Genomic DNA, 25,058 nt, shown 5'->3' with positions numbered 1-25,058 from the left:
TCAGCCTCTTAATTAATTAAATTTTATAAAAAACGTTTATAAAAAGCGGTCGAAATTATCTCGTTCTCTTGATGCTTTTCGCTTTAAATTATCAATTTCTCGCGCAGCTTTTCCTTTAGCATAATCCATTCCTTGTTGTTTTAATTGATCGTATTCAGTTTCCAGATTGTTCATCGTATTTCTGACTTCTTGTCCTAATGAATTCCTAGAATTAGAAAGAGTTCTACTAGCTTGATTTAGATGTTGTCTACCAACATCTGCTAAATCACTAGCAAAGTAACCTAAACTACTCCGATTAAGTGGATTTGCTGGCTCGAATTCTCGTTTGTATGATTCTAAAGTATCTTTTTTATAAATGGTTAAACCTTCATAAGCTAAAGTTAATTCCTCTATAGCAACAGCATTAGAATCTGCTTGAAAAGGCGATACTTTCCAACTAACCGGAACTGAACCAATTAATGTCCAAGACTGCATCGTTTCTCCAGCTTGATTAAATAGAAGCAGGGTGATATTCAAACGAATTTTTTGAGAATCTCGTAAAATTTTCTCAATCCAATTTAAGAAAGTTAAATCATCAGTTATTCCTCGTTTTAATGTAATATCTGTGAATTCGGCTTGTCCTAAAATAATCCGTTGTTGATCGTTAACACCTCCTTCTTGATAAGTTTCTCGCTTAATATTAACGCCTAAGCCAGAACATTCACTAAAACAGGCTAAAATTTGACTATCAATTTCTAAATAAAAGCTATTCGCTGTGACATAATTTAGTTCATAGGCTGAAGGTTCTTGACGATTTTTTTTCATTATAAAATTCTCCGATAATTACAAATACGTTCCTGTTGATTACGAATATCTTCTTCCATTAGTTTATAAATTCTATCACAGAGTTTTCGTAGTAAAATTGGATCGTTGATTATCTTTTCAATTAATTTACCTTCTAAATCTTTTTCTGACATTTTGATTAAGATTTATCCTAACTTTATTTTGACAATTGAATGGGAATTAATCCAGCCGAATGTAATAGATGTTGCCCTTCATTAGTTTTCATTATATCAGAAAACACTCGACCTGGTGAATCTTTATTTCCTTCTTTTAAATAAATCACAGCAATCGAATATCCTAATGGATAATCTCCTTGTTTAAATATCTTAGGGTTTGGTTTGTAGCTTCCTTTATCCATACATAAATCTGTTGCTGGTGTGATTGGTTTACCATTATTTTGCATAATTGGTTGAACTGCTTTCAGTTTCCCTTCTCCAACAATTGCTAAAGGATAGACTGAACACTGATTAAACACTTTACTAAATAAATCAATCCCAATCACAACTTGACCGCCTTGTTCAAATTCTGCTAAAGCTCTTGCCGTTCCTTTACTATATCCTGTTTGTATGGAAGTATTTTGATCTTTATTAATAAGATTTAGAAAGTTGCTTCTTTCCTGCGCATTTTTCAAAACTAAGTTTTCAAATAATGGACATACAAGAGAAACTTCTTCTTGAGTTTCATAACAAATTAGACTTCTTTTGACATTTTTTTGATTATTGGCAGAATCAGAAACTCCTAACTCTTCTAGCGTTAAGGGTGGATTAGAATAGAGTTTTTTGAGGGATTTGAGAGAAATTTGACCAGACAGTAGTTTAGGCAAACTTCCTTCTCGCTGAAAATCACTGAAAGCTACATAAGCGAATAAACCATCATAGGCAATAATTTCTATTTCTAAGTGATCGCTACTTTTTAAAAGCTGAAGTTCATCGTTAAATAGGGAAGTTACAATAAATTTAGAGTTGTTTAAACTAGATATAATTGTCTTTTCTAAACGCTCTTTTTTTTCTTCTTTTGTTTCTTTGTTACTTTCGGTCCGACTGAAATTAAACGAATTTGGAGACTGTGAATTAAATGAATTTTGAGAGAGAAGATTCAAATGCTTAGAAAACTGTTGATTTCTACCATAGCCTATTGGAGTTTTCAAAGTAATATTCCATCTTTTATCCGCTCCATACCTGATTCTTTTATTACTTAAAGATGGAGGAATATTTACTTGCTCAATTGACTTGATTTTTGGTTCTTCCTGAATAATCTTTTCCTCTGTTTTTGGTGTTTGTAAACGATATAAAAAATACAATACTCCCCCAAAAAAAGTACCAAAAGCCATTAACGCCACCAAGATTGGAATAATCGGAATAATCCAAGAACGTTGAGGGGTTTCAACATCTGTATTATCATCAAAAATGCTTTGGGGTGAATCTACTGGATCGTTTAAAGATAACTTTAATAATTCTCGATGAGCTTGAGCTGCACTTTTAAAGGAACCTGAATATAATTGCACGGTGAAATTTTTGATTTGAGGATGACAATATTCATGCCATTCTAAATCTTGAGCTGGATTTTCTTCAATTCCACCCAATAAAAAATAGCTGATTTTACCTAAATCTTTAAGGTCTTTTTCAACGGCTTTTTTGGAGAGAGATGGATGATATAATTCTGGGTTTGAAGTCTCTATTAATTTTTCCCATAGTGCTAGACGACTTACATAAATTCTCACTTCTTCTTCTTCATTATCTTTTTTATTATAATTTAAAGAAACAACTAATAAACTATCTAAATTGAGGTTACCATGACCTATTCCTTTAAAGTTCTTTTGAAAAGGACGAATTTCATAACAGTTGTGTAAGAACTCCAAAGTTTGCAATATTTGTTGCAGAATTTTACTAAATTGAACTGGCGTTAAAGGTTCATGTCGTTGATTCAAATATTGTCGTAAAGTCAGACTGTTGGGAATTTTTTCAAGAATCAAATACCAACGGATATCTTGTTCGTTATCCTCATAGAAATCTTGAATAACATCAATGGGAATTAGTAAACGAAATTCTTTAACTTTTACATTTTGATAGGTAACTTCAGGTAAACGATCGGATGGACTTCGAGTTAAAAATTCTTGAATCAATACTTGTTGCTTTTGCTGTGCAGTAGGAGTGGCTTCATATTGACGAACTTGAGCTGAATGACTCAGACACTGACCAATTTTATACCTGCGACCAAAACTATCCCGAATTTCATAATCTGGAAGGAGAACTTTTTGAGTTTTGTGGTCTTTGCGTCGTCGTCGAGAACGTTCCCTAAAAATGGGTTGGTCTAAAATTGTAGGTTGAATGGAAGTTTGTATTCCTCCTGTTTCTGCGGGAATTATGGGTTTTGGTCTAGCTTGACTTGGCGATGCGACTTGGTTTTTGTCTTGATTTTTGTCTTGAAAAAAATTGGGTAAAGGTGGAAAAATTTGCCTATCTTGCTTTTGGGAATCTTTGCGTTCGTTTCCTCCAAATTCTGCTCGTTCATACATTTGCTGTGCTTGACGCCTAGCAACCCGAAAAAAACTATTAACAGGATAGTTAATGAAAGTAAAAATTTCTCTTCCTCTGAGTTTGACTGTGTTTACTAAATCTGATAATCTCATAGCGATCGCTCCTGCTTATAATAATATACACTGGACTTACGCAGAACCACAATCTCTTGGTGCGCGTTCCCTTGCGTCTTACGCCGACGCGGGGTCGCACCGCTATCTAGTAGGGGTTAACGGCCGTTAACCCCTACAGGTGGTGTACGACCTGGTATTTTGCGTAAGTCCTGATACACTGGAACCGACTTTCATCCCGTCGGGGAAGTTAAAAATTACAGCGCGGAACTTCTCGTCGGGGTAGTTAAATTTTGTAAGACAATTTCTCGCTCTTTGCGGGCTATGGTATACTCAGGATTGAGTTTCAATGCTTGTTCAAAATTCGCCAAAGCATCCTGATAGCGACCCAACCGAGAAAGGGCAATTCCTTTTCCCGTAATCACGCCAACATTTTCAGGACTCAGATCGTCTGCTTGAGTGTAAGCATTCAAAGCAGCTTGATATTGCCTGAGTTCAAGTAAAATCAACCCTCGGTTATGCCAAGCCTCAAAAGACTTGGGGTTTAATTGAACAGCTTCTTGAGTTGCTTCTAGAGCAAGTGCCAACAATTGAGGATCTCGCAACCGCCATAAAACAACAGCCTGATTCACCAAAATATCGGCCTTGAACAGATTATCCTTGGGTGTAAAATTACCTCCTAATGCCTGCTGATAAGCTTCCACTGAGGCTTTATATACCAATACATTCATGGTTTTCTCAGTTTTATATCCATTCTGTCGCTGCAAACTCAATAGCTGACCGTACTCGCTGAGAATGCGACCGTGGTTATACCAACCCCGAATATAGGTAGGATTAATTTTAATAGCCCGATGAGTAGACTGAAGCCCCTGTTTGTAGTTGAGTTCCGCAAGTTCATACTGTTGTTGTGCCTGCTGAAGTTGACCCAAATGCCATAATATCATACCTCGGTTGTTCCAGGCTTCCGCGTAGTCTTCATCCAATTCAATAGCGCGGTCTGCAGAGCCTAAAGCATCATTATAACGTTCTAAGCCAGCCAAAGCAGTACTTCTCTGCTTCCAAGCCTTGGCCGGACGAGTATCCCCCCAATCTCGATCGCCCTCCAGAGCTGCTTTACAGGCTTTTAATGCGGGTTCATATTGTTCTAGTTGATTCAGCACTTCACACTGGTTCACCAAAGCTAGAGAATAGTTAGGTTGAATCTGAACTGCGCGACTATAGGAAGTTAACGCTCGTTCAGTCTGTCCCAAAGTTTGTAGAGCAATGCCTTGTTTCGTCCAAGCTTTGGCATTCTCAGGATTATCCGCTAAAATTTTTTCATAAAAACGGACTAAATTTTGAAGTTGTTTGACTATTTCTTCTGCTTCTTCTGCTGAATTAATAACCAGAAGGGGATCGGATGTGGTTACTTCTTGACGCGCTACCAACAAATGTTCTAAAGCTTGAGCTGGAGTAGTAGTTTCCCAATTTTCGTTCACAGCGATCGCTAATTCACAATTTTCAAGAGCTTCTGTATAGCGTTCTATTTCAATCAATAAACCACATTTTTTAGTCAGAAAAAAGGAAGAATTAGGGGTGATTTTTAAGGCTTGACTATAAGAATTAATCACATCTTCAACGCGTTTAATTTCACGCGCTTTTGCCACATCCTGTTGTCCTAACCCTTCCAGTTCAGCTACTTCTAATTTTCCCAATTTCCCCAAAGCAATTGCTCGATGTTTCCACGCTTCAGCAGGACTACTACGACCCCAAATTCCATCAATTTGAATTGCCTGTTCACAAGTATTGAGGGCTTTTTCGTATTGCTCTAATGCTAAAAATATTTGACATTGCTGCACTAAAACTTGAGAATATTTAGGTTCTCGCTGCAATAGATAATTATAAGAAACTAAGGCTTGGGGATACTGTTTTAACTGTTGTAATGAATTGCCTAAACTCATCCAAATTTCTAAATTTTTTCGCTTCGGCTTCAGTTCAATCGCTTTTTGACAAGCGGCTACAGCTTCGGAATATTGTTTAGCTTGTTCGAGAGTAGTACAGAGTTCTTGCCAAAATTTCACATTATTATAATCAAAGTCTGGAAGCTGAGATACTGCATCCTTTTGAGCTTCTGAAACTGAGCTTTCTGCCAGTTTCGATTCACCCATCGCTGGAACTGCAGTTTGAATAAAAAACCCAAGTCCAACACCAATAATACTAATCCACAATAATAATAATTTCATCTCTTATATTTATATTTTGCTTTTACTAAAGTACATTAAACGTAATTCATTTAATTTAATTTAATGGTTGGCTTAATAATTTTTTTTTATTTTTAAAATCACCGAATAATTAAGATTTAAAGGAGAGGCTTTAAAGGAGAAACAAGCGGTCGATCTTCGGAGCTTCCCGTAGGGTGGGATGGCGCACTTCAGAGCAGGTCTTCAAGAACAGGTCTCCTCACCATATCCAATGAGTCAATCCTCTTCTTTTCAAGGAGAGGTAATTGTTAATTATTAATTATTAATTATTAATTATTAATTGTTGACTCTTTTCTTGTTTGTAACATAACGTCCATATTTAATCCGATTTCGGCGGAATTTCTATGGGTTCTAAAGAGCCTGGTTGAGTCGGTACAGGTTGAACAACACCTGAATCAGGTGTTTCCAATTCTCCTGTTTTGGGCAAAGCAAATTGACTTGGACTACTAGACTGACTAGAACTACTAGACTGATAAGTTTGAATCATAACAGAGCGACTTTCTTGTTCTCCTAAACTATTAGTAACTTGCAAAGTAATTGTTTCAGAAAATGGAGCTTGGCTAATCATATAAGTCATTGAACCTTCCTTTTCTACAACATCAGCAAGAGGTTGTAATTCAACTTGAATTCCCTCTCCACCTTCTACTTTCCATCCTAATTGAATAAATACGGGTGAACTAATGGCAATAGGTGGATAATTTACAACAGGTTTAGTAATCAATCGATCGTTAACTTTAAATTCAATCTTTATTGGTATTGGCGTTACTTTAACTGGAGGTGAAGTTTTAGTAAACTTGACATTTTCTTCTGCTTTTTTAGGAATAACTTCAAGCTGAAATGTATGTTCTCCAGGGGGAAAGTTTTTCATTGGCACATCTCTACAAATCAGTAGATAGTCAACCGCTTGAGAAATTGAACAAAATGAGCCAACTTGACTAGGATATTGATATCTTTGAATCTCTTGACTAGAACCGTTTCGATCTTGAGCTGTGATAATGAATAATTTAATTTGGTTAGGATTTTGAATTACCCAATTTAATTTTATCGGCTCTTTTTGAGCTTCTTCATAAACCTCTTTTGATACTGTAAATTGCTTAATTTCAGGTAAAGGTTCTGGTTGCACAACAATAGTATTTTGTAATGTTTGAGAATCTGAAGGATCTTTCGGATTTGATAAAGAGTAAACCGCTACTTTGAATGTATAATTTCCTGGTTCAATCAAGCCAGTATTTAAGCTCCACTGACAACTTAAATTTTCGGGGTTATCTGCAACTTTACAATCCAACTTACCCAAAAGATTTCTGGTATCTTTTGACAGAATTTGAGCCTTTTCTAAATCTTGAATATAAGAATAAGAAGCAGATTTTGTAACTTGATTATTATCCTGAGTAATAATTTCAAATTGAGTTAATTGACTACGATTTTTAATATCAAATTGCAGAATAATCGGTTCTTTTTTAGCTTCTTCATAAACCGCTTTTGATGCTGTAAATTGCCCAATTTCAGGTAAAGGTGCCGGCTGAACAACGATAGTATTTTGTAATGCTTGAGAATCTGAAGCTTCTTTTAGGTTTGATAAAGAGTAAACTGCTACTTTGAATGTATAATTTCCCGGTTCAATCAAGCGAGTATTTAAGCGCCATTGACAACTTAATTCCTTGGATTTATCTGCAACTTTTGGACAAACCAATTCACCCCAAAGATTTTTGACATCTTTCGGCTGAATTTGACCATTTTTTAGAATATAATAAGAAGCAGCTCTGGTAACTCGATCGCCATCTTGAGTAATAATTTCAATTTGATTTAATTGACTCTGATTTGTAATATCAAATTGCAGAATAATTTCTTCTTGTTGAATTCTTGAATAAGTTGATTTAGAAGAAGCTATCTTATTAATTTGAGATAATATAGGTTGAGGTTTAGCAGTAACTTCAATTGTATCAGTCTTACTAGAATCAGAAGCCTTTTTTGATGAACGTTTTCTAAATAGGCGATCGATAGATTTGGGAAAAGCTTCTATTTCAAAAATATATTTATCAGGAGGAAGAATCTCTTGAGTCAGAGTACACTCAAGAGCACATTGACTCTTGTTCTGAGCTTCAATTTTGCATTCTTTTTGATTCTGGCTGTCACTTTCAGTAGTTAATGAAGACTTTCTCAATACCTTATTAATATTTCTTTCAAACAGATTACTATGGCGATCTTCAATCAATTTGCATTCAGGATTTTTATTAACTAATTCTGGTAAATTAAGTTTTTTATTCTCAAATGGATAGCTTTTTAAGTCACTACTTCCTTGGCTATCAATCCTAGTAAAAACAACTTTTTCTAACTCTTGAGGATGACGAATTTTCCACTTAATTTGAATCGGTACACCTTCTTGATATTTTGATAATTGATTAATTGTGCTAAATTCACTAATTTTAGGCAAAGGTGGCATTTTGAAGAATTTCCACCAAATTGCTAATCCCGTTCCTAACAAAAGACTTAATGCCAATAAAATCAATAACCATAAATGCCACCAAGGACTTTTATCCCAAACTAAAATTCCTTCTAGTGAGGGTTCCTCTAACGGTAAATTTTGAACATCCTCTAACTCAACATCAAACGGAAGTTCCAAAGCTGGTCTGGGAATTAAACGTCGCCATCGCCAACCTTTCCGCTGAACTTGTAAATTAATAGTCTTGCTTTTACTCGGAAAAATTCGTACATCTGACTGCGGTGATAGAACATAATTCCAAAGCTTTTCTTGCTGTATAAAGTTTGTCGCTAAAGTCAAATCGCGTCTGGTATTCCCTTCGTTAGTTAATTTAATATCAAAATCAGCTTGACCTTTTTTGACTTTATTTTTAGCCGGTTGAAGCGTACATTGTAAATTATATTCTGGTAAAATTAATAAATAAAAGACTCGAATAATAAGCTGAGACTCATTATTTTTTGAAATAAGTTGAATGGTAGGAAAGTAATTTCCAGCAGGAGTATATTTAGGCGGATGCAATATTAACTGAATTTCTCCTGGAGGGTCTTCCGGGTTAAGTTCAAGTCCATCTGTCTCGCGAATTAATCCAGGTAGATTTGTATTAACTTCAGGATAACGAACATCATACCAATCTTCGTCTAGATCCGGACAAATAATATAAAATCGATCCACTAATTTTGAGCGATTTTTTACTTGAATTGGAATCTCTACTTTTTCTCCCGCTTGAAGTTCATGAGGTTTATTTGGATTAGTAGAAGGAAGGATAAATTCAGGTTCATAGTCTGACTCTGTTTCCCGCTCTAAACGAACCCGAAGTTGTTGAGGACGACGAAAAACTTGATCGGGATATTGTTCAGGTGCTTCAGCAAATACGGTGTAGTGGTAAGTTCCTGGCGAGGCTTGCTGGGGAACTTCAAATTGAAGATCAATTGATTGAGACTCCTCTGGCTTCAGTCGGAGACGATTATTAATCGACGATCGCTCATCTATAATTGTACACCATCTTTCTATCGGCTTTGAACGAGGATCGTTTGCTTTGATCCAAAGGACAATATTTAATTCTTGGCTATCATAATTGGTAACTTTTAAGCGATATTTCTCGGTTAAACCTCGTAAAATCTTGAGGCTTTTTTGAGACTCTTCCTGTATAAAAATGGGTGTCCGGGTTGATTGCATCCTGAATATCTCCAGTTAAATTAGACTCACTACCGAGGTTTTCGTTCATTCATACAGTCTTCATTTTTAATCTTAATTTTTTTGATATTTACATAATGATTTTCTCCATCAAATGTCAGGCGAATTTCTTCGTTAAAGGTTTTAATATCGACACTATTGAGTCTAGTGTCTGGAAATTGAGCTACAACTTTTCCCTTTTTGGTAACTCGTTCTCCATTGGGATTGAGTGACCATAACATAACTCGTCCATCATCTCCAGTACTCGCAAGATAGCAGCCATTTTGACTTAATGCAACTGTCCGAACTGGTTGGCCTTTATGACCATTTTCCCACTGGTCTATACGAACTGCTGAACAATTCAGAGTCTCACCCCTTCCTGGCGACTGTTCAATACATTGACGAATTTTATCAAGGTTCCACAACGTAATATATCCCTCTGTGTCTGCACTAGCTAATAGATTTGGGAGGCTAGTATTATTAATTTCTTCATGAGTTGCTAGACTGGTAATATAATTATATTGGTTAATCAATTTACCGGGTTTATTTTCCCAACTATAAGGGAGATAATACAGCTTATTCCTGGTTTTTAATTGTTGTTTTTGTTGTTGTAGAAAATCATTATAACTTGTGAAATCATAATAATTGTAATAATAGTAATCTGCGTCAAATTCTTCCCATTTCTGCCAGGTTTCCCAATTTTCCCAAATTGCTAACTTATTATACTGACCTGCAAAAAAGACTAATCGAGGTTGATTTCGACGTTCGCTGACAGCTAGAGTTAGTAATGCAAAAGGTTGTTTAAAAATTAATTCTCGACCAATTCTCTGGTTATCTTTATAAAGGTCATAAGTTTCAGCAAGAGGTTCAAGTCCAGAGTCTTTTTTTTGCTTACGAGTTGGTATCTCTGATGAATTCAAGCCAGAGTCAATTGCCTCTAAATCCCAGACTCGCACCATTCCACTCCCATGTCCACTTAATAAATAACTAGAATCTTTAGTAAACTCTAAGCCAAAAACACGGTCATTTTTATTTTCATCAATATAAAGGGTTCCTTGTCTCTGTTGATTCGTAACATTCCAAAGATTAATTTCTCCGGTCTCTAAACCGGCAGCAACTTGTTGATTATCTTCCGGCAAAAAACGAACAACACGAACCGCTTTTTCATTGTTATCAGTAATGACTTGTGGAGGTTCAAGTTGATTTCCCTCCACTTGCCAATAGCGAATACTCCGATCGCTCGAACCACTAATCACGGTATTAGCTTTACCGTCAAAAGCAACAGAATTCACTGGCTCAGTATGATGATTTTTTGGTGTGAGTAACCACCACAATGCTCCAAACAAAAGCATTAGCAGTAAGACTAATAATTGCAACCAAAATGGAATAATAGGCTTAACATCTAGAGTAATTGTTTGAGCTTCAGGCTTGATAAATACTGAGGTATTATTTTCTCTATCTTGATTTAATAAATAAGGTTTCAGGTTGAATTGAAGTTTATTTCCCATCCCCAACCAAGACTGAACTTGACTCACTTTCAATTTTTGTATAGCTGATTCTTCTGGATAGATTGTATAAAAATTAAACCCAGTATAAAGATAGCGAGATTGCTGTCCGTCATATTCGACAAAGAGTTCTTGTTCTTGTCCTTGCTCTGATAAAATAGTAAGATGATGAGGCTGTTTGGTTCTTTCAACGATATCAAAATTAATATCTTGAATCATGTTACTATAATTATCGAGTTGAATTTGATAATTGACGCTGTTGTTCAATCTAATACCCGATAAAACCTGCTCAGTAGGGTAACACTCCCAATTGATAATTCCCTTCGGTAAAACTTCAAGTTTTCCCGAAACTTCCGGTTCAGGTTGAATCACTCTATCAGCTTGAGCCATGATTCTAAAGCTGTAAGTTTGACTCAAAGCTTTCCCTTTTTCAGGTGGTTTACACTCAAAAGTCACAAATTGGGGTTCACCTGGATTAAGTTCTGTAATTTGTTTTTTGGTTCCATCAATGATCCAGTTTGGATCGAACTTCTCTTCTCCTTGAAACGTCAAATTTACTGCCATTACATCTTGACTTAAATTTGAGACCTTAACAGGAATTTCAATAATTTCGTCGGGATATCCTTGAACTTTAGGATGGAGAATCTCTAATAATAGAGGTTTTATGGGTGCTTCCAACTTTAAAGTCAGCGTTTCTGTAGCGAAAAGTTGTGGATTTTCTATAGCAATTGCTCTAACGGTTAATTTTAATTGATTTTCATAACCGGAACGAGGAGAACGATGAATATTGACTGTAAATTCAGTTGTTGCACCTGGAGGTTTCTTGGTAGCAACTTCAGGCTTTGTGCTGTACCATTTTATCTTAGATTCTGGATCGAGTCCAGGTATCATTATATCTAGATAAAAACTATAAAAATCTTGGCTGTAGTTTGTGACATAGGCTTTGAAATAACCAGGTGAACCAGGCTGAAATTTAATATATTGCGATTCAAGTTCTAATCTAACAAAATCTATCATATTATTCTAAATAAGGTTGATTTGAAACTTTTTTGCACTAAGAGCAATTATGATAACTCTCCACTGAAGGCGTTGACTAGATTTCTACTTTGTAGCTTTCTGATTTACCATCTCAAATAATGTCAGACTACCTCTGTTCTTAAAAGAGGTATTATATTCAAAACAAATTTTTACCGAAAAATTGGGTTTAAAACCTCGCCCATAAGCGGGCGACTTTACTATAGTATGTTATAATGAAATTGGTTATATACCCGCCTTGTATCATAAATACTGTAGAAAAGAAGATGTTTGTTGAAACTCCTTCAGTTGAGAGTAGAACAAGGGAAGCTTTCAGGTCAATGAGCAGCTTAAACTTGAGGGCAAAAATAAGCGCCTATAAAAATTATTGATAAGTCGCGGGAGGGCATTCCGAGACTCTCTCGCGGACATGGAGGCAAGCGTAAGACTACCGTCAAGGTAGCTGTAGTCGATGAAGTGTCAACTCGCCGAGGAGTTACGGCTCGGTAGGAATCCCTGTGCCTTTAGGCCGGGGAGGATGTCAACTTATACTTAGGCTTGGAGTTGGACTTACTCATCTGTAACTTGTGGGAATTTTTTGTGCCATACCCTGCTATTTCTAGCCTATTTTCCTCTTTTGGATACTCTTGGCGAAATATTACTTAACATTTGAGGAGACAAAAAAGCCCAATTCTGTACCTTAGAAATGAGGATAAAATAATATCCACAATTTTTGGCGTTGCATATTTGCGGGATGAATAATATGGTTTGACAGAGGAATAACTAAGGGAGCAAATCATGGAATGTCCAGACTGCAAATCTACTCATATTCGTGTATATTGGTCATAGACGTGGGAAGCACGCGCCACATCTGTGTTAATTGTGGTCGTCAGTTTGTATCCAATCCCCAAATTCAACCAGGATACAGTGATGATACTCGTATTATCTGTCTCAGAATGTATGTCAATGGTATGGGTTTTCGAGCTATAGAGAGGGTTACAGGAATTCACCATACCACGATTATCCGATGGGTAATGGCAGTGGGACAACAGTTACCAGATGCCTATGACCCGGAGGATATTCCCTCAGTTGGGGAACTTGACGAGCTACAAACTTTTGTCGGGTCAAAAAAAACAAAATCTGGGTTTGGACAGCAGTTAACCACTTTCAACCAGGTATTTTAGCTTGGGTGGTAGGAGACCATAGTGCCAAGACTTTTGAACCTTTGTGGCAGATTGTGAAATTATGGCATTGCTTCTTCTATGTTACTGATGGGTTAAAAGTTTACCCCCTATATATTCGTATGGGGTGATCAGATTGTGAGCAAGACCTACATGACCAGAGTTGAGGGAGAAAATACACGTCTAATATCATGTCTCTTTGAATACCCACAATAAAAAATTGAGGGAACAGGGAGAAATTTATCAGAGAAAAGATTTTTATTATGGCTAATTAATGAGACTTGATATAAGACATTATCTAGCTCGCTTACATCGCAAGACACTATGCTATTCGCTCGTCAATAGAGATGCTCAAACATTCTATTAGACTGCTAATTCACTACCTTAAATTTTGGGATGTGCCTGTTCCCTTTAGATTCATCCCTTAATTCAGCAACGCCCAATAATCCGTCAATTATCAAGTATTAATTCTATCTCATGAGCGGTTCTCCGTTCCTCATTTTCAGCTTGATTATCCCAAGAACAGACCACTCCAAATTCACTCGGATAAATCACTGGTTCGGGAATAGGTGCAACACTCCAGTTTTCTCGATCTTGTTGACGAATTCCCCTCAGCTCTACCGCTTTTAAATAACGCACATGGGGAATTTGTTGATAAAATTGTTGACAATAGGCAATTACATCAGATGGATAAACCGGATGTCCTAATGGCCAACCTTGACCTTCAGTTCCCCCTGTAATGGGGTTGAGAAACCGATATAATCGTTTCAGAAATTGAGAGCTAACATATCCTTTATCCGCATCCTGGCCCACAATAATCATTGCTTTCACTTTAACCCCAATATATTTCGGTTCCCGCAGCAGAATTTGTACTCCTAAAGGTTTGCGCTCGTTCAAATAATCTTTAATTTTTGTTCGTACCTCATCATTTAGCTTTAATTCCTGGGGAGATAAACCCCGACTCAAATCTTGAATATCTGCCTGTGGTATTGTTAAAATACACACCTGACCAGGTTTAATAGCATCTGGCTCTGTCCACTGTTTATCCATTTCTATGTTCGCATCCAAACAATGAGCGCGAGCCACATCTACATCGGGAACTCGCATTGCATGGTATTCAAAATCATTGCGAGTAATGGCCCGTTGACTAGAGCGCAATAGTCCCGGAACTCGCAAAATTGCCTTTTCTAGAGACTCCGGTTCCGTGCCTCCCGTCGCTGCTTCATAATTTATTACCTGCTTAACGTAGGGAATTGCTGAACGCAATACTGTCAGCATTTCTGCCTCAACATTACCTTGAGTTCCTCCTCCAGTACGGTAAGCTTTCAGATAAATTTCTGCTCCTGGTGGTGGTACTTGACCATATTGACGCTCTTGAGGATTGGCTTCTGTCTCAACATCCATTGGAGGAAGGGCATTCACAGCAGTTTCTGTCCCGTTAAGCTGAGTCCGGAGGCGATCGCTAGTTTGAAAACGAGTTCGTACCTCAGTTTGTCGCCGGAGTTGAGTTGGTTCGCGGATTAGGGGGCCAAATTGAACAAGACCCGTTTGAGAATCAATAATGTAATGGCGATCGCTTGCTCTAGAATCTGCGAAATCTGATACTTCTGTCCAAGGTTCGCGGGGTTGGCGATCGCCGGGGGGCTGAATTTCGATATACTCTGTACTGGAGCGTTCGAGAACTGGTGTTCCTTGCAATTCAAAGACTTGACCTGGTTTACCGTTACTCACCCCCAGTAGTTCATCCTTAACCCAAACACATTGAGTAGCGGGAACTGCCCCACCAATAGCCCGGATCGACAAACCAAAAATCAAAGGAGAACTACTATAACCGTATTCTTGGGGGTCATTATCCTGCAATTGTCGATAAATACAACGAATCCAATGACCTTGATATTGGGTGCCTAAATTATCCTCTGGCCAATCGCCAGGAAGATGCAAAATCACATCTGCTCCTTGTTCTGGGTTTGGGCCTTGTTGAGCAATTTCTGTAAAACTAAATCCATGAGTGCGATCGTCATTTTCCTGTCGCAAAACGGAAACCCATTCTTGACCATTCCAAGCTTCCCAACATCGGGGTGGATTTTTCGGATCGATGCCAGTGGCAGCAGCAGCTTGTCCTTTAAAGGTGATGGCGAGAATATTACCTTCAATGGAATTTTCTTCTCCTGTTGCTTTCGGTTTAATCACAAGATAAAAACAATTACCTCGTTGGGGTTGTTGCTCGAAAACTGGGGTGCGAATTGTACTTAGCCATTCTCCATCTTCTTGCTGACTCCAAAGCGATCGTGTCCGAGGGAAAATAGCTTCTAAACTATCGTTACTGAGGTTTCCATGATTATGATATTCTCTGGCTTTCAAAAAACATTCGATCCGAGGAATTCCGATTAATAAATTCCTATCTGTGCTAAAAATAATAGATTCTTCAGTTTCTGTGCGTTCTGTTGAAACTTCTGTCCCAGCAGGAATGGAAAAGGGGATATTCTGTGCTTTTGTTAGTTCAAAGGTTATCAGTGTTCGCGCTGCTGCTGGAGGTTGTAAACGAATTCCCAACATTTCCAGAAATACAATATAATTGCGTAGCGGAACTTGATTGAATCGATACAACATCTGGTCTGTTAACCAGGAAAACAGTTCAATCATTGTAATGCCTGGATCGCTTGGATTATGGTTCGTCCATTCTGGACAATAGCGAGGAATGCGCAGCAAACATTCTTGTACTAAGTCTTCAAATTTGCGATCGTCAAGATTTGGTTTGGGTAAATTAGGTAAGAAATTGAAGTTCACCATAATTGTTAATATAAAACGTTAATAATGAGTTGATTAAAAATATATACAACTCAGAAAAAAAATGACTTTATTGATTATATTTTAGAAAAAATAATTACTTTCATTAAACTGATATTTACCGAAAAATAAAGGTATAAAGCCTCTCCATTCATGGAGAAAGAAGAAAAAAATTCCAAGAGCGCCAATCCTATCCGTTATAAGAAGAGGTAATTATTCATTATTCATTATATTATTCCCTTAAAAGGGGAGGCTTTAAACCAAATTTTTTCGGTAATCATGGCTATATTTTGGATATACAAAACTAAATTTATTAGTAGTGTCATTTTGCAGTTAATGTGTTGTAGTTAATTTTAAAATTACTCGAAATATTCCAAATTACTTTAGGTTATTAACTACTTGCTTCTAGGTAAAATGGATAAACAAAACTACGACTTTCAAAACTGTTTTTAGGTTGATAGATAACTTCTAATTCTACCATTCCTCTAATCGGATCTGGGTTTGTTCGGACCTCTTTGAGAATAATACGCGGTTCCCACATTTCTAAAGCTTCTTCGACGTAGAGACGCAGAAGTAAAAGGGTTTCACGGTTCAGAGGTGCAAACACCAATTCTGAGAGGCGAGAACCAAAATCAGGACGATAAACTCGCTCTCCAATATCGGTAGTGAGAATAATCCAAATAGATTCTTCAATATTACGAGTGGATGAACTGAGCAATACTTCTCCAGTAACACTGGTTTGACCGGGAAAGGCGATGCCCGATCCGATATAATCTTGAGGTTGATTGTTGTTTGCCAGGGGCATTTTGGTCTTTAATTGTCATTAATTGCTAATTACTAATGCTGACTATATTAAGCTATATCTAGGGTCAGAAAAAGTCTTTTTGTTAACTCAAGCTAAAAATTTTGGGAGTGGCCATGAATCAAATTGACAAATCACAGCACTTTCACGCAATTTATAAGCAAACTGAGGAACTAACTGAACTGGGTGATAGTCGTTTGTCCCAAGAGACAGTTGAGTCGATTTTATCAATTGCTCAAGTAATGACAGAAATTGGGCAAAACTGCAATGGTTTCCAAGTAGAAATTCAACAACAGTTAGAACCCCGTGCTACAGCCGTTAATCAAATTGATACATTAAAGAAAGTTCAAGAACAATTAAGTCGAATTATTGAAGTTACTCAAGGCAGTGCTAGACCATCAAAAACGATTCAAGATTTAATTTCATCCTTGAATAAATGGCGAGAAAATTTTCTAGCTATGCGGCATAAAATTGAAATAGCCGAACAAGAAGTGCGAGTTAAACAAAAAAGATTAAATCTTGATTTAGAGTTAAAGGATATGCAAAATAAAGTTCTTAATAGCTCTTATGATAACACTCAAAAACTAGAACTATTAAAAGATTTATTGAACTTTGAAAAACAATTACAATCTTTCCCAAATTCATTTCAGGGAGCTGTAAATTGGAAAAATTTAGAACAAGAGATTGACCAGTTAACAGAACAAGTACAGGCTGTAAAAATTGAATTATAATATTTTCTGAAAATTTGGGAATGATTCCCATAGAAATAACTTGGTAGTTTACTAAAAAAAAATCCTTCAAAGCTTTAAATTATTTGTTAGGTAAAGCCTGATTTGGCTTCTGAAAATGCAGGTCGTTAGGTGATTTATCCAACGTTCAATAACCCAAAGAAACTTTAGAATAAAAATTATAAATTTCAAACTGATTAATGAAACAGAATCTTGACAAAATTTGCAAAATAATGGCTGTGATTATAATAATTCCGTGGCTGGTATTTGGTTTAGCAATACCCGTCTCCTCCCAACTTCCTAAAGTAGTAAAGAAATTACAGCAAAAAAGAGAATGTCGTGGTTGTGATTTGAAAGACACGGATCTTCAGGGTTTATTTCTTCAGAATGTTGATTTAAGGAAAGCAAAACTTAGAGGAGCAAACCTCAGAGGGGCAAATTTGATGAATGCTGACCTCCGAAAAGCTGATTTACGAGATGTTGACCTGCGAGATACAAATCTACAAAATGCTGACTTACGCCAAGCAAAATTAGCAGGAGCTGACCTCAGAAATACTCAATTAAATGAAGAATTAGTCGATCCAAAATGGTATCTAGTTTGGCAAATTGTCAATCATTCAAAAGTTTGGACACAGGATTTGAGCGGTCAAAATTTAGCAGGTGCTAATTTAGAGAATGTTAACTTCAGCAAAACTAAACTGGTAAAAACTAATTTAGAAGGTGCAAACCTGAAGGGGGCAAAACTAGATAGTGCAAATTTGACCTATGCTAAACTGCGACGAGCCAATTTATTTATTGCGAATTTAAGTCATGCAGAATTGAGTTATGCTGATTTAGGATATACTGACCTTGGTTATGCAAATTTAAGCCATGCGAATTTAAGTTATGTAGATTTGAGTCATGCAAATGTTAACTATGCCAACTTCAGTCATGCAAACCTAAAAGGAATTAACTTCAATAAAGTTGCTATAGAGAATGTTAATTTCACAGATGCTAAGGGACTTCCTAGGATTTACAAGAAAGATCGGTAGTGCATCAGCAAAGTGTGGGATAAGTAATTAGGTCGTTCCAATTCCAAGGAGCGATATAGCTGCCGCTAGGCTCCGCCAACGCCAACCCAGCCCTTTGTGCAGCAGTATTTTCTTTGCGAGTATGAACCCAAATCCCAAATCCAATTGAAGTAACAGTATCTTCTCTAGTTTTACGCCAAATAGAAGGATCGTATAGCTTGTTAAACCCACACTGACCAGAAGCCCACACTTCTCTTGCGAGTAAGTGTGGGAGTATGTCACAACCGAAACTATCAGGTTTCCTAGTTATTATTCACAATGCTACGGAGGGTATCGGTTAGGTATTTAGGTTTTCCCCTGTTTTGATTGGAGAGGACAGCAATCACGGTCTTGTCATTGAAATCGATTTGCCAGTAAGACTTCGCGCCATTCTGAGCACCACCATGGAAGAATGTACTTTCCGGCCAGATAGTATTAAGTGACTGGGCTGAGATTACCGATCCATCAAAGACCTTCATCCCAAGACGAGCCAGATCCATCGCAGAGGACTCAAGTCCACCGCCGGGATATTTCCAACTCAGGTTGTCGCGAGAGGACAGCACATTCTTGCCATTGGAGAGTTTGTATATGTTAGCGCGCTCAGGGTTAGATTGATTGCGGAATTCCGGTCGTAGCGTCGGCAAATTCAACCGTTGGGTCAGTTCGCGGTTGACCAACGCTGGAAATGACATTTTTGCAGCACCTTCAAGAGCAGCCCCTAGCACGGTGTACGCATGGGTGCTGTAGCAAAACTTAGAACCCGGTGAAAACATCAGCGGATCATCCTCAAATAGACTAGCCGCCTGTGTGGCAGTTGGATATTGGGTGTCGCTAGAGTCTTTCCAAGCCGGATTATTTGGAATTGTAACGTCACAACTATCTCCATCGGTACCCTTGTAGTGCCGAATGCCCGAACGGTGGCGCATCAGTTGATCGACCTCATGGGTATGATGATTTGGCAGGCTGGGGACATAGGTGCGAGTAGCTTCATCAAGGGAAATTTTCTCCAGATCCACCAAACGCATCGTCAACAATGAAGTAATCGGTTTGCTAACCGATGCCAGTCGGTAGACCGTACCGGCGTGGGCAACCTTCTGCTTCTCAATATCGGCAAAGCCAAACCCACGGGAATAAAGGATCTTGCCATTGCGGGCAATCACTACACTAATTCCAGGCAACTTATTTGCATCTTTGTATACCTCGATCGCATTATCCACCGCTTTTTTGCCAGACCAACTGAGGCGATCGCCGTTCTGCCGCCAGACACCTGCGTAGCGAGTACCCTGAGCCGTTGGGTAGGCTTCAAAGTCAACCAGTCGATATCCTTCGTCCTTATAGGTTTTCCACCAGTTGCCAAATACATTGGCTGTCATGTCCCGACGGGCAGCCCAACCTCTGCCATTGGTGTTTTTCACCCAAATGGCAGCATACCGTTGCTGACCATTTTGTTGATAAGACTCAAGATCCATTACCCGGTAGCCCTGATTCTTAAACGAGTCAAATTTCGACTTGTATTGTGCCTGGGTCATGTCCCGATGTACTGCCCACGGTAGAAGCTGTTCATCTTTAACCCAGATGGCAGCATACAAAGTCTTAGCCTCACTGGGATACGCCTCGATATCCACCATGCGGTAACCCTGCTCTGTGTAAGTCTTGAACCGGTTGGAAAATTCAGCGCTATCGACATTGCGATAGGAAACCCAACCAACATTCTCTTTGTTTTCAACCCAAACACCAGCATAACGTCGTTGACCGTTGAGCATGTAAGCTTCCTGGTCGATTAGACGATAGCTTTTGGCTTCGTAATTCTGCCATTCTTGGGAAAATTGCTGGTGATTCAGATTCCGCAAGCTTGCCCAGCCACGTTTGTCGGGGTTGAATTGAAAAATTGCTGAATAACGAGGTTGACCATTAATCTCGTCTACTTCAATGTCAATCACACGGTAGCCTTCGGCTTTTTTCTGATCGAAATAGTTGTTAAACTGCTGACTGGTATAGCCTCGAATTGATGCCCAGTCAACGTTATTGAGATCATCCACTGGGGCAGCAAACGCAGGCTTGCCTGATGTGAATAATGTCAGTCCCAGTGCCAATAGTATCGTGAGAGTGGCGATCGCCAGCAGTCTAGTTGCTGATTGCCAAGTTGTTTTTATAGTGCGTTTCATGGTGATTATACTTTAGTGCGACTCGTTGGCTAGTCAAAGCTACTGAAAAGTAGATATATCTAGCCTTCCAGGTCTTGACATGAAGCAAATAGCTTTCCCTACGGGATAACTTCGTTTGATAACGGATTTTACAGAAATTAACTATAGCGACTCGCAATCATTGAGATTTTTAACTCAAAAAATTCCCCCAGCAATTCACCGGGGCTTTATTATTGCTGGCCGCTACATTTAGGCATTTAAGTGCTTCATGCTTCAACTCTCTTATTACTATTAACGGTTGCTCCGCAGAAAATATTCCCAAGTTTGTCAAAAATATTTTTCTCAAAAGGTATAGATATAGTTCAAAATATTGCTAGACAAGAATTGCAGCATTGGAATATTGGGTAGTGCCTTTGCGAAAGTGTGGGAATGATAAGATGAACAGTGCTTACGTAACGGCACTAATTATAGTGGCTCCATCTTAAAATAATGACAAAATTTACGCTATATTATAGTGGTACTGAGTAAGTCCTGTATGACAAATCTTTTCAAACAGGGAGTCAGCTTCAATTATTAGCCCAGAAACCGAAATTTAAGGGTTTTTCTAGAGCCTTAATTTGACTCATATCAAAGCCTTTAGTTATGTAAAATAATCATTTTCAAGATTTGTGCATCTTTTTTAATCTGGGCTAATAAGCACAAGTTGGTACTAAATTTGAGTTTCTCTAGTTTTACTAATTCTTTTAATTTCTCTAACCCACTCTCGACGACTGGAATGTTCTAAATTCAAAATATTTTCTAAAGACCAATGAAAATGAAAAGCAATATAAGCTACCTCCTCACGGAGTTGTTCTGAGGGGTAGCTTATGACTCCCCCGATAGTGCTAAATCAACTCTAAAATCATGATTACATTGAGGACATTGAACTCCAAAATAAGCGTGATTTTGTTGATTAATCCGATTATAAAACTCCCGCAAATAAGCCAGATCCACTGTAAATAAATTTTCTAATATTTCTGGTGTTAAGGAGGATAAAGTCCCTAACAGAGTAATCACTCTCGACAAGCGGACTAAAACACTATATATAGGTTCAGTTTGAGCGCGAGTATTTTTCTGAACAACCATTTCATCTTTGGCCGTGGCTAACCGCATTATGCCTTGACGATGAATATTTCCTTCCTCATCAATTAATCCTTTTGGGAGTGTAAAGTTAAATTCTGTTGGGGGTATGTTTGAAGAAGTTATCATAAAATTGCAGAGTGTCAATCTTCTTTTTCAGCACTTAAATTATTTTCTTCTAAATCGTTAATATTACGATAAAAATTAATTAAATAGTCTAAATCACAAGCATATAAATTTTCAATAATCACAGGATTAATCTCATCTAATGCACCAAGACGAGTCACAACCCTTGATAAAATTATCACTGTTGCATAAGCAGGGTTTAACTTCACACGGGGATCGCGCAGAGGTACAATTTCATCAATTGCTTTTGCTAAACGCATGATTCCAATCCGATGAACATTGCCATCAGAATCTAAATATCCCTTCGGTAAAGTAAATTCAAACTCGGTTTGCCACATCAGAAATTATTGGGTTCGCCTCAAGATTTCAACCGCTAATTCTAGTTCTTCAATTTCAATCTCGCTACTATTTGCACTGACATCCATTGCACTATAACGAGTTGGCCATGCACCTCTAAATTCAAACCGAGCTTGTTCATTACCTGCTTGATCGTAGATGACGAGAGAACCATCCCGCAATTGTTGGCCCCAGTTCCCCTCTTCCACAGCATTAAACCACTTCCAAAGGGTTAGTGAATTAGTCATACCTCGTCGTAAAACAATGTTCTCCGTCTTGGCATGACCGGGAATTTTTGTCCGAACAATTCGGCCCACTTTAGCAGGCTTACTACCCCATTGTTGGGGCGTAACCTCACAAAATTCAACAACTTCCTGAGAACGTTTAAATCCTTTACATTCCAGAAATATTCCATCTACAGGTTCTTCACTGTCATCTAATTTGAGTTCTAAATAAAAACGGGAAGCTGTTAGCATTTCCGGAAGTTTACCCACAGCCCCGTTTAATCCTTGAGTGTTGTTTTTCGGCATTCTACTGAACTCGCTTGACTCCCTCGTGAACTATTTCCAAGCTTTCATTTGCCATGTTCGTATCTCCAGCAGAAAAACTGGGACCTTCATATTTGCAGGGATAGGCATTGACAATTTCCCAGCGGGCTTGAATATTTCCCCCTTGGTCATAAGCACTAACAGAAGCTGCTTTTCGATTGCTATCCCAGGATGAAGTTCCTCCATCATTTGTGTTGCAGTCTTTGTACCAGGTATAGAGGTCTTTATCAGTGGTTGCCACTAACTTCACTGTGACATTGCTAAATTTTTCGTTAGTCGGTGTAGCTTGACGGGTTTTTTTACCTTGTTTGGTAGAACCCAATACACCCCCATCTCCAGCGACAGGAGACTCAACCGACAAACCTGCAACCTCTAGAATTTGTTTTTCTGTAATGCCATCAGCTTCAAAGTAAAACTTACAGGCAGTCAGCAATTCACCCATAATGCTTCAACTCCTTTTAACGTAGAAAAAATGATTGAATCTTTTGATAACTAATTAGCAACCTGTATTTTATTGGTTCGGTGCCCATTGACTAATGCGAATCACCACAAACTCTGCTGGACGCACTGGTCTTACACCCACCTCAATATAAAGCATACCCATACGCATGGTATCTTCTGAGTTCAGTTCGCCATCACACTTGACGTAAAATGCCTCTTCCGGTGAACCACCAAATAAGGCCCCTTCTCGCCAAATGCGTTCTAGGAAGTTGCTGACAGTACGCCGGACTCGCGCCCACAAGTCTTCATCGTTGGGTTCAAAAACGACCCATTGGGTTCCCAATTCAATTGACTTCTCAATATAGCTCATCAGTCGTCTTACACTGATGTAGCGCCAGAGAATATTATCGGGTTCTACCAATGTCCGTGCCCCCCATACCCGAATCCCACGGTTAGGGAAACGACGAATACAGTTAATTCCCAAGGGGTTCAACATTTCCTGTTCCCGGAAATTGGTGTCGTAGGCCATATCAATTACGCCTTTGGGGACTACGTTGGCGGGTGCTTTATAAACCCCACGACTTTCATCCGTTTGACACCAAATCCCCATCATGTGACCAGAGGGTGGGACATAAATGCCTTTTCCATTATCTCTAGGATTAGGAACCCGAATCCAAGGATAATAGAGAGCAGCAAATTGAGAACGACGGCCAAATTGATCTAACCAATCTTTCACATCCTGGGGCTTATTCTGTTCTGGTAAAACAGGATCGTCTCCCCGTCTGACCTTAACTGGAGGAGCATCTAACACCGCCATACGATAGGGTGGACTAGGAGCCGCATTTTCACAGCCTATGAGCATCATTTCCATGATACCGTGAACTTGTTCTAGGTTAAGCATTCCCCGTTGATAGGCTAACATCATGTCTGGGCAGGCTACCATTGCCACTTCATCAATTTCATACAAGCCTTGAATTCCGGTTTTACCTTTACGCGCCCCATAGGTCTTGCGGTAAAGCTGGTCAACAGGATAAACCTCTGGAGGAGGACTAACTTCGTAGGAACCATTAGCAGGGCGGCGAGACAAGGCCATACCTTCAGAAGAAAGCACTTCAACATTGATATATTGTGATTCTTGTAAAGCCGTTTCTACAAAAACTCCTGCTTCTGGTTCGGTACTCATGGAGAGATGACGATAAACCGCATCAACTTCCTGTTCTTGTCCCTCAACGGTTCTCACTTCCTTTAATATATTGTCACCCTGTATCAGGGTCAGCTTGAAGTATTCTCCGGTGTCGAAGGGTTCCTCATCTGGGTCATCGTTTGGTAACGGCTCATCAGGTTGCACAAGAACATTAATCCGGCCATTTTCCTGTTCATCGGGCTTAATACTAAAGGATAATGACGGCTTCTGACTTACTGTTTTTACTTCAGTTAGAGCTGGCCTTTCCTCTGTTGCAGTTTTTTTACTAGCAGGTAAAGGCAACTGAGTGCCAAGACTCACCACCCAGCAACGACCCCCACCATTTTCAAACCATCCCCTAACAGCAAATGGTAGATAAGCTCCAAAGTCAGTAAATCCATCTGAACCAGGCTTACCAAAACACTCTAAATACTGACTCCAGTCGGTAATTAGTTGCGGTTCAAATAGTTGTGCATCCCCCCGTATATCTTCTGTAAACCCTACAAATCCAGCAACGCTCAGGCTGACCCCTTGAATGGGGCGACTGCCACGCTCAATTTCTTCAACATATACACCAGGCGCAGAGTAGTCTAGGCGAGCCATATCTAATATTGTCCTTATCTAATCTGACATTATTTTTGAACTAAGCTGTCTAGCATTCAGATTGGAATACCCAAAACAGCAAAGGAAGAGCAGAAGATGGAAAATTCACAATTCTAATGTTAAATGTCGAACAGTTTAGCTTATTCGACTCAAAATTCTAACCTCCACCTAAAGCAATTGAAAATTGCTAT

The 25,058-nt window shown here is 38.5% G+C and carries 18 protein-coding genes and 2 pseudogenes; 4 read left to right on the top strand and 16 right to left on the bottom strand.

Annotated features, from left to right (window positions below; genetic code table 11):
* Window positions 1-36: 36 nt before the first annotated feature.
* The 6 genes from ACP6PM_RS23840 to ACP6PM_RS23815 all read right to left on the bottom strand — a co-directional run bounded on the left by ACP6PM_RS23840 (window position 37) and on the right by ACP6PM_RS23815 (window position 11,823).
* Window positions 37-804 (bottom strand): phage tail protein, encoded by a 768-nt coding sequence (locus tag ACP6PM_RS23840; protein ID WP_426589038.1) that lies wholly within the window; start codon window positions 802-804, stop codon window positions 37-39.
* Entirely contained in the window at window positions 804-956 is a 153-nt protein-coding gene (locus tag ACP6PM_RS23835; protein WP_426589036.1) for a hypothetical protein, read from the bottom strand. The genes ACP6PM_RS23840 and ACP6PM_RS23835 overlap by 1 nt, the downstream gene beginning before the upstream one ends.
* Window positions 957-979: 23 nt before the next feature.
* The gene (locus ACP6PM_RS23830; protein ID WP_426589034.1) at window positions 980-3,451 is read right to left on the bottom strand and encodes a protein kinase family protein; all 2,472 of its coding nucleotides are present in this window, start codon (window positions 3,449-3,451) and stop codon (window positions 980-982) included.
* A 215-nt stretch (window positions 3,452-3,666) separates the two neighbouring features.
* On the bottom strand, window positions 3,667-5,631 hold the full coding sequence (locus ACP6PM_RS23825; RefSeq protein WP_426589032.1) for a tetratricopeptide repeat protein: 1,965 nt from the start codon (window positions 5,629-5,631) through the stop codon (window positions 3,667-3,669).
* Window positions 5,632-5,968: 337 nt separating this feature from the next.
* The gene (locus ACP6PM_RS23820; protein ID WP_426589030.1) at window positions 5,969-9,304 is read right to left on the bottom strand and encodes a COG1470 family protein; all 3,336 of its coding nucleotides are present in this window, start codon (window positions 9,302-9,304) and stop codon (window positions 5,969-5,971) included.
* Window positions 9,305-9,333: 29 nt separating this feature from the next.
* The gene (locus ACP6PM_RS23815; RefSeq protein ID WP_426589029.1) at window positions 9,334-11,823 is read right to left on the bottom strand and encodes a hypothetical protein; all 2,490 of its coding nucleotides are present in this window, start codon (window positions 11,821-11,823) and stop codon (window positions 9,334-9,336) included.
* A 795-nt stretch (window positions 11,824-12,618) separates the two neighbouring features.
* On the opposite strand from ACP6PM_RS23815, the pseudogene ACP6PM_RS23810 reads away from it, so the two are divergent.
* Window positions 12,619-13,187 (top strand): annotated as a pseudogene (locus ACP6PM_RS23810) (IS1 family transposase); the annotation flags it as partial.
* Window positions 13,188-13,290: 103 nt separating this feature from the next.
* Window positions 13,291-13,429 (top strand): annotated as a pseudogene (locus tag ACP6PM_RS23805) (IS1 family transposase); the annotation flags it as partial.
* A gap of 22 nt (window positions 13,430-13,451) precedes the next feature.
* Here the strand turns inward: ACP6PM_RS23805 and ACP6PM_RS23800 are convergent.
* Together ACP6PM_RS23800 and ACP6PM_RS23795 are read right to left on the bottom strand one after the other, a co-directional pair.
* Window positions 13,452-15,791, bottom strand: coding sequence for a putative baseplate assembly protein (locus tag ACP6PM_RS23800; RefSeq protein ID WP_426589027.1), 2,340 nt, complete (start codon window positions 15,789-15,791; stop codon window positions 13,452-13,454).
* Window positions 15,792-16,179: 388 nt separating this feature from the next.
* Window positions 16,180-16,593 (bottom strand): GPW/gp25 family protein, encoded by a 414-nt coding sequence (locus ACP6PM_RS23795; protein ID WP_426589025.1) that lies wholly within the window; start codon window positions 16,591-16,593, stop codon window positions 16,180-16,182.
* Window positions 16,594-16,706: 113 nt separating this feature from the next.
* On the opposite strand from ACP6PM_RS23795, the gene ACP6PM_RS23790 reads away from it, so the two are divergent.
* Both ACP6PM_RS23790 and ACP6PM_RS23785 read left to right on the top strand, forming a co-directional pair.
* Window positions 16,707-17,321: a hypothetical protein gene (locus ACP6PM_RS23790; RefSeq protein ID WP_426589024.1), complete on the top strand. Its 615-nt coding sequence runs from the start codon at window positions 16,707-16,709 to the stop codon at window positions 17,319-17,321.
* Between the two features lie 230 nt (window positions 17,322-17,551).
* The gene (locus ACP6PM_RS23785) at window positions 17,552-18,349 is read left to right on the top strand and encodes a pentapeptide repeat-containing protein (protein ID WP_426589022.1); all 798 of its coding nucleotides are present in this window, start codon (window positions 17,552-17,554) and stop codon (window positions 18,347-18,349) included.
* A 4-nt stretch (window positions 18,350-18,353) separates the two neighbouring features.
* Here ACP6PM_RS23785 and ACP6PM_RS23780 read toward each other — a convergent pair whose 3' ends face one another.
* The 8 genes from ACP6PM_RS23780 to ACP6PM_RS23745 form a co-directional block, all read right to left on the bottom strand.
* Complete coding sequence (locus ACP6PM_RS23780; RefSeq protein WP_426589058.1) at window positions 18,354-18,578, bottom strand: hypothetical protein; 225 nt, start codon at window positions 18,576-18,578, stop codon at window positions 18,354-18,356.
* Window positions 18,579-18,630: 52 nt separating this feature from the next.
* Window positions 18,631-20,532: a serine hydrolase gene (locus ACP6PM_RS23775; RefSeq protein WP_426589020.1), complete on the bottom strand. Its 1,902-nt coding sequence runs from the start codon at window positions 20,530-20,532 to the stop codon at window positions 18,631-18,633.
* A gap of 688 nt (window positions 20,533-21,220) precedes the next feature.
* Entirely contained in the window at window positions 21,221-21,379 is a 159-nt protein-coding gene (locus ACP6PM_RS23770; RefSeq protein ID WP_426589056.1) for a DUF6760 family protein, read from the bottom strand.
* Complete coding sequence (locus ACP6PM_RS23765; RefSeq protein WP_426589019.1) at window positions 21,376-21,759, bottom strand: phage tail assembly protein; 384 nt, start codon at window positions 21,757-21,759, stop codon at window positions 21,376-21,378. Before ACP6PM_RS23765 ends, ACP6PM_RS23770 begins: the two co-directional genes overlap by 4 nt.
* 14 nt (window positions 21,760-21,773) lie before the next feature.
* Window positions 21,774-22,094 (bottom strand): hypothetical protein, encoded by a 321-nt coding sequence (locus tag ACP6PM_RS23760; protein ID WP_426589017.1) that lies wholly within the window; start codon window positions 22,092-22,094, stop codon window positions 21,774-21,776.
* Window positions 22,095-22,100: 6 nt separating this feature from the next.
* Window positions 22,101-22,622 (bottom strand): phage tail protein, encoded by a 522-nt coding sequence (locus tag ACP6PM_RS23755; RefSeq protein ID WP_426589015.1) that lies wholly within the window; start codon window positions 22,620-22,622, stop codon window positions 22,101-22,103.
* Window position 22,623: 1 nt separating this feature from the next.
* Complete coding sequence (locus ACP6PM_RS23750; protein ID WP_094677986.1) at window positions 22,624-23,082, bottom strand: phage tail protein; 459 nt, start codon at window positions 23,080-23,082, stop codon at window positions 22,624-22,626.
* A 69-nt stretch (window positions 23,083-23,151) separates the two neighbouring features.
* The gene (locus tag ACP6PM_RS23745) at window positions 23,152-24,867 is read right to left on the bottom strand and encodes a phage tail sheath family protein (protein ID WP_426589013.1); all 1,716 of its coding nucleotides are present in this window, start codon (window positions 24,865-24,867) and stop codon (window positions 23,152-23,154) included.
* Window positions 24,868-25,058: the final 191 nt, after the last annotated feature.

Source organism: Dapis brunnea BLCC-M229, assembly GCF_050015995.1.
Taxonomy (GTDB): Bacteria; Cyanobacteriota; Cyanobacteriia; order Cyanobacteriales; family Microcoleaceae; genus Trichodesmium.
Note: the sequence above shows the minus strand (reverse complement) of the source record. Positions and strands in the feature narration are given on the sequence as shown.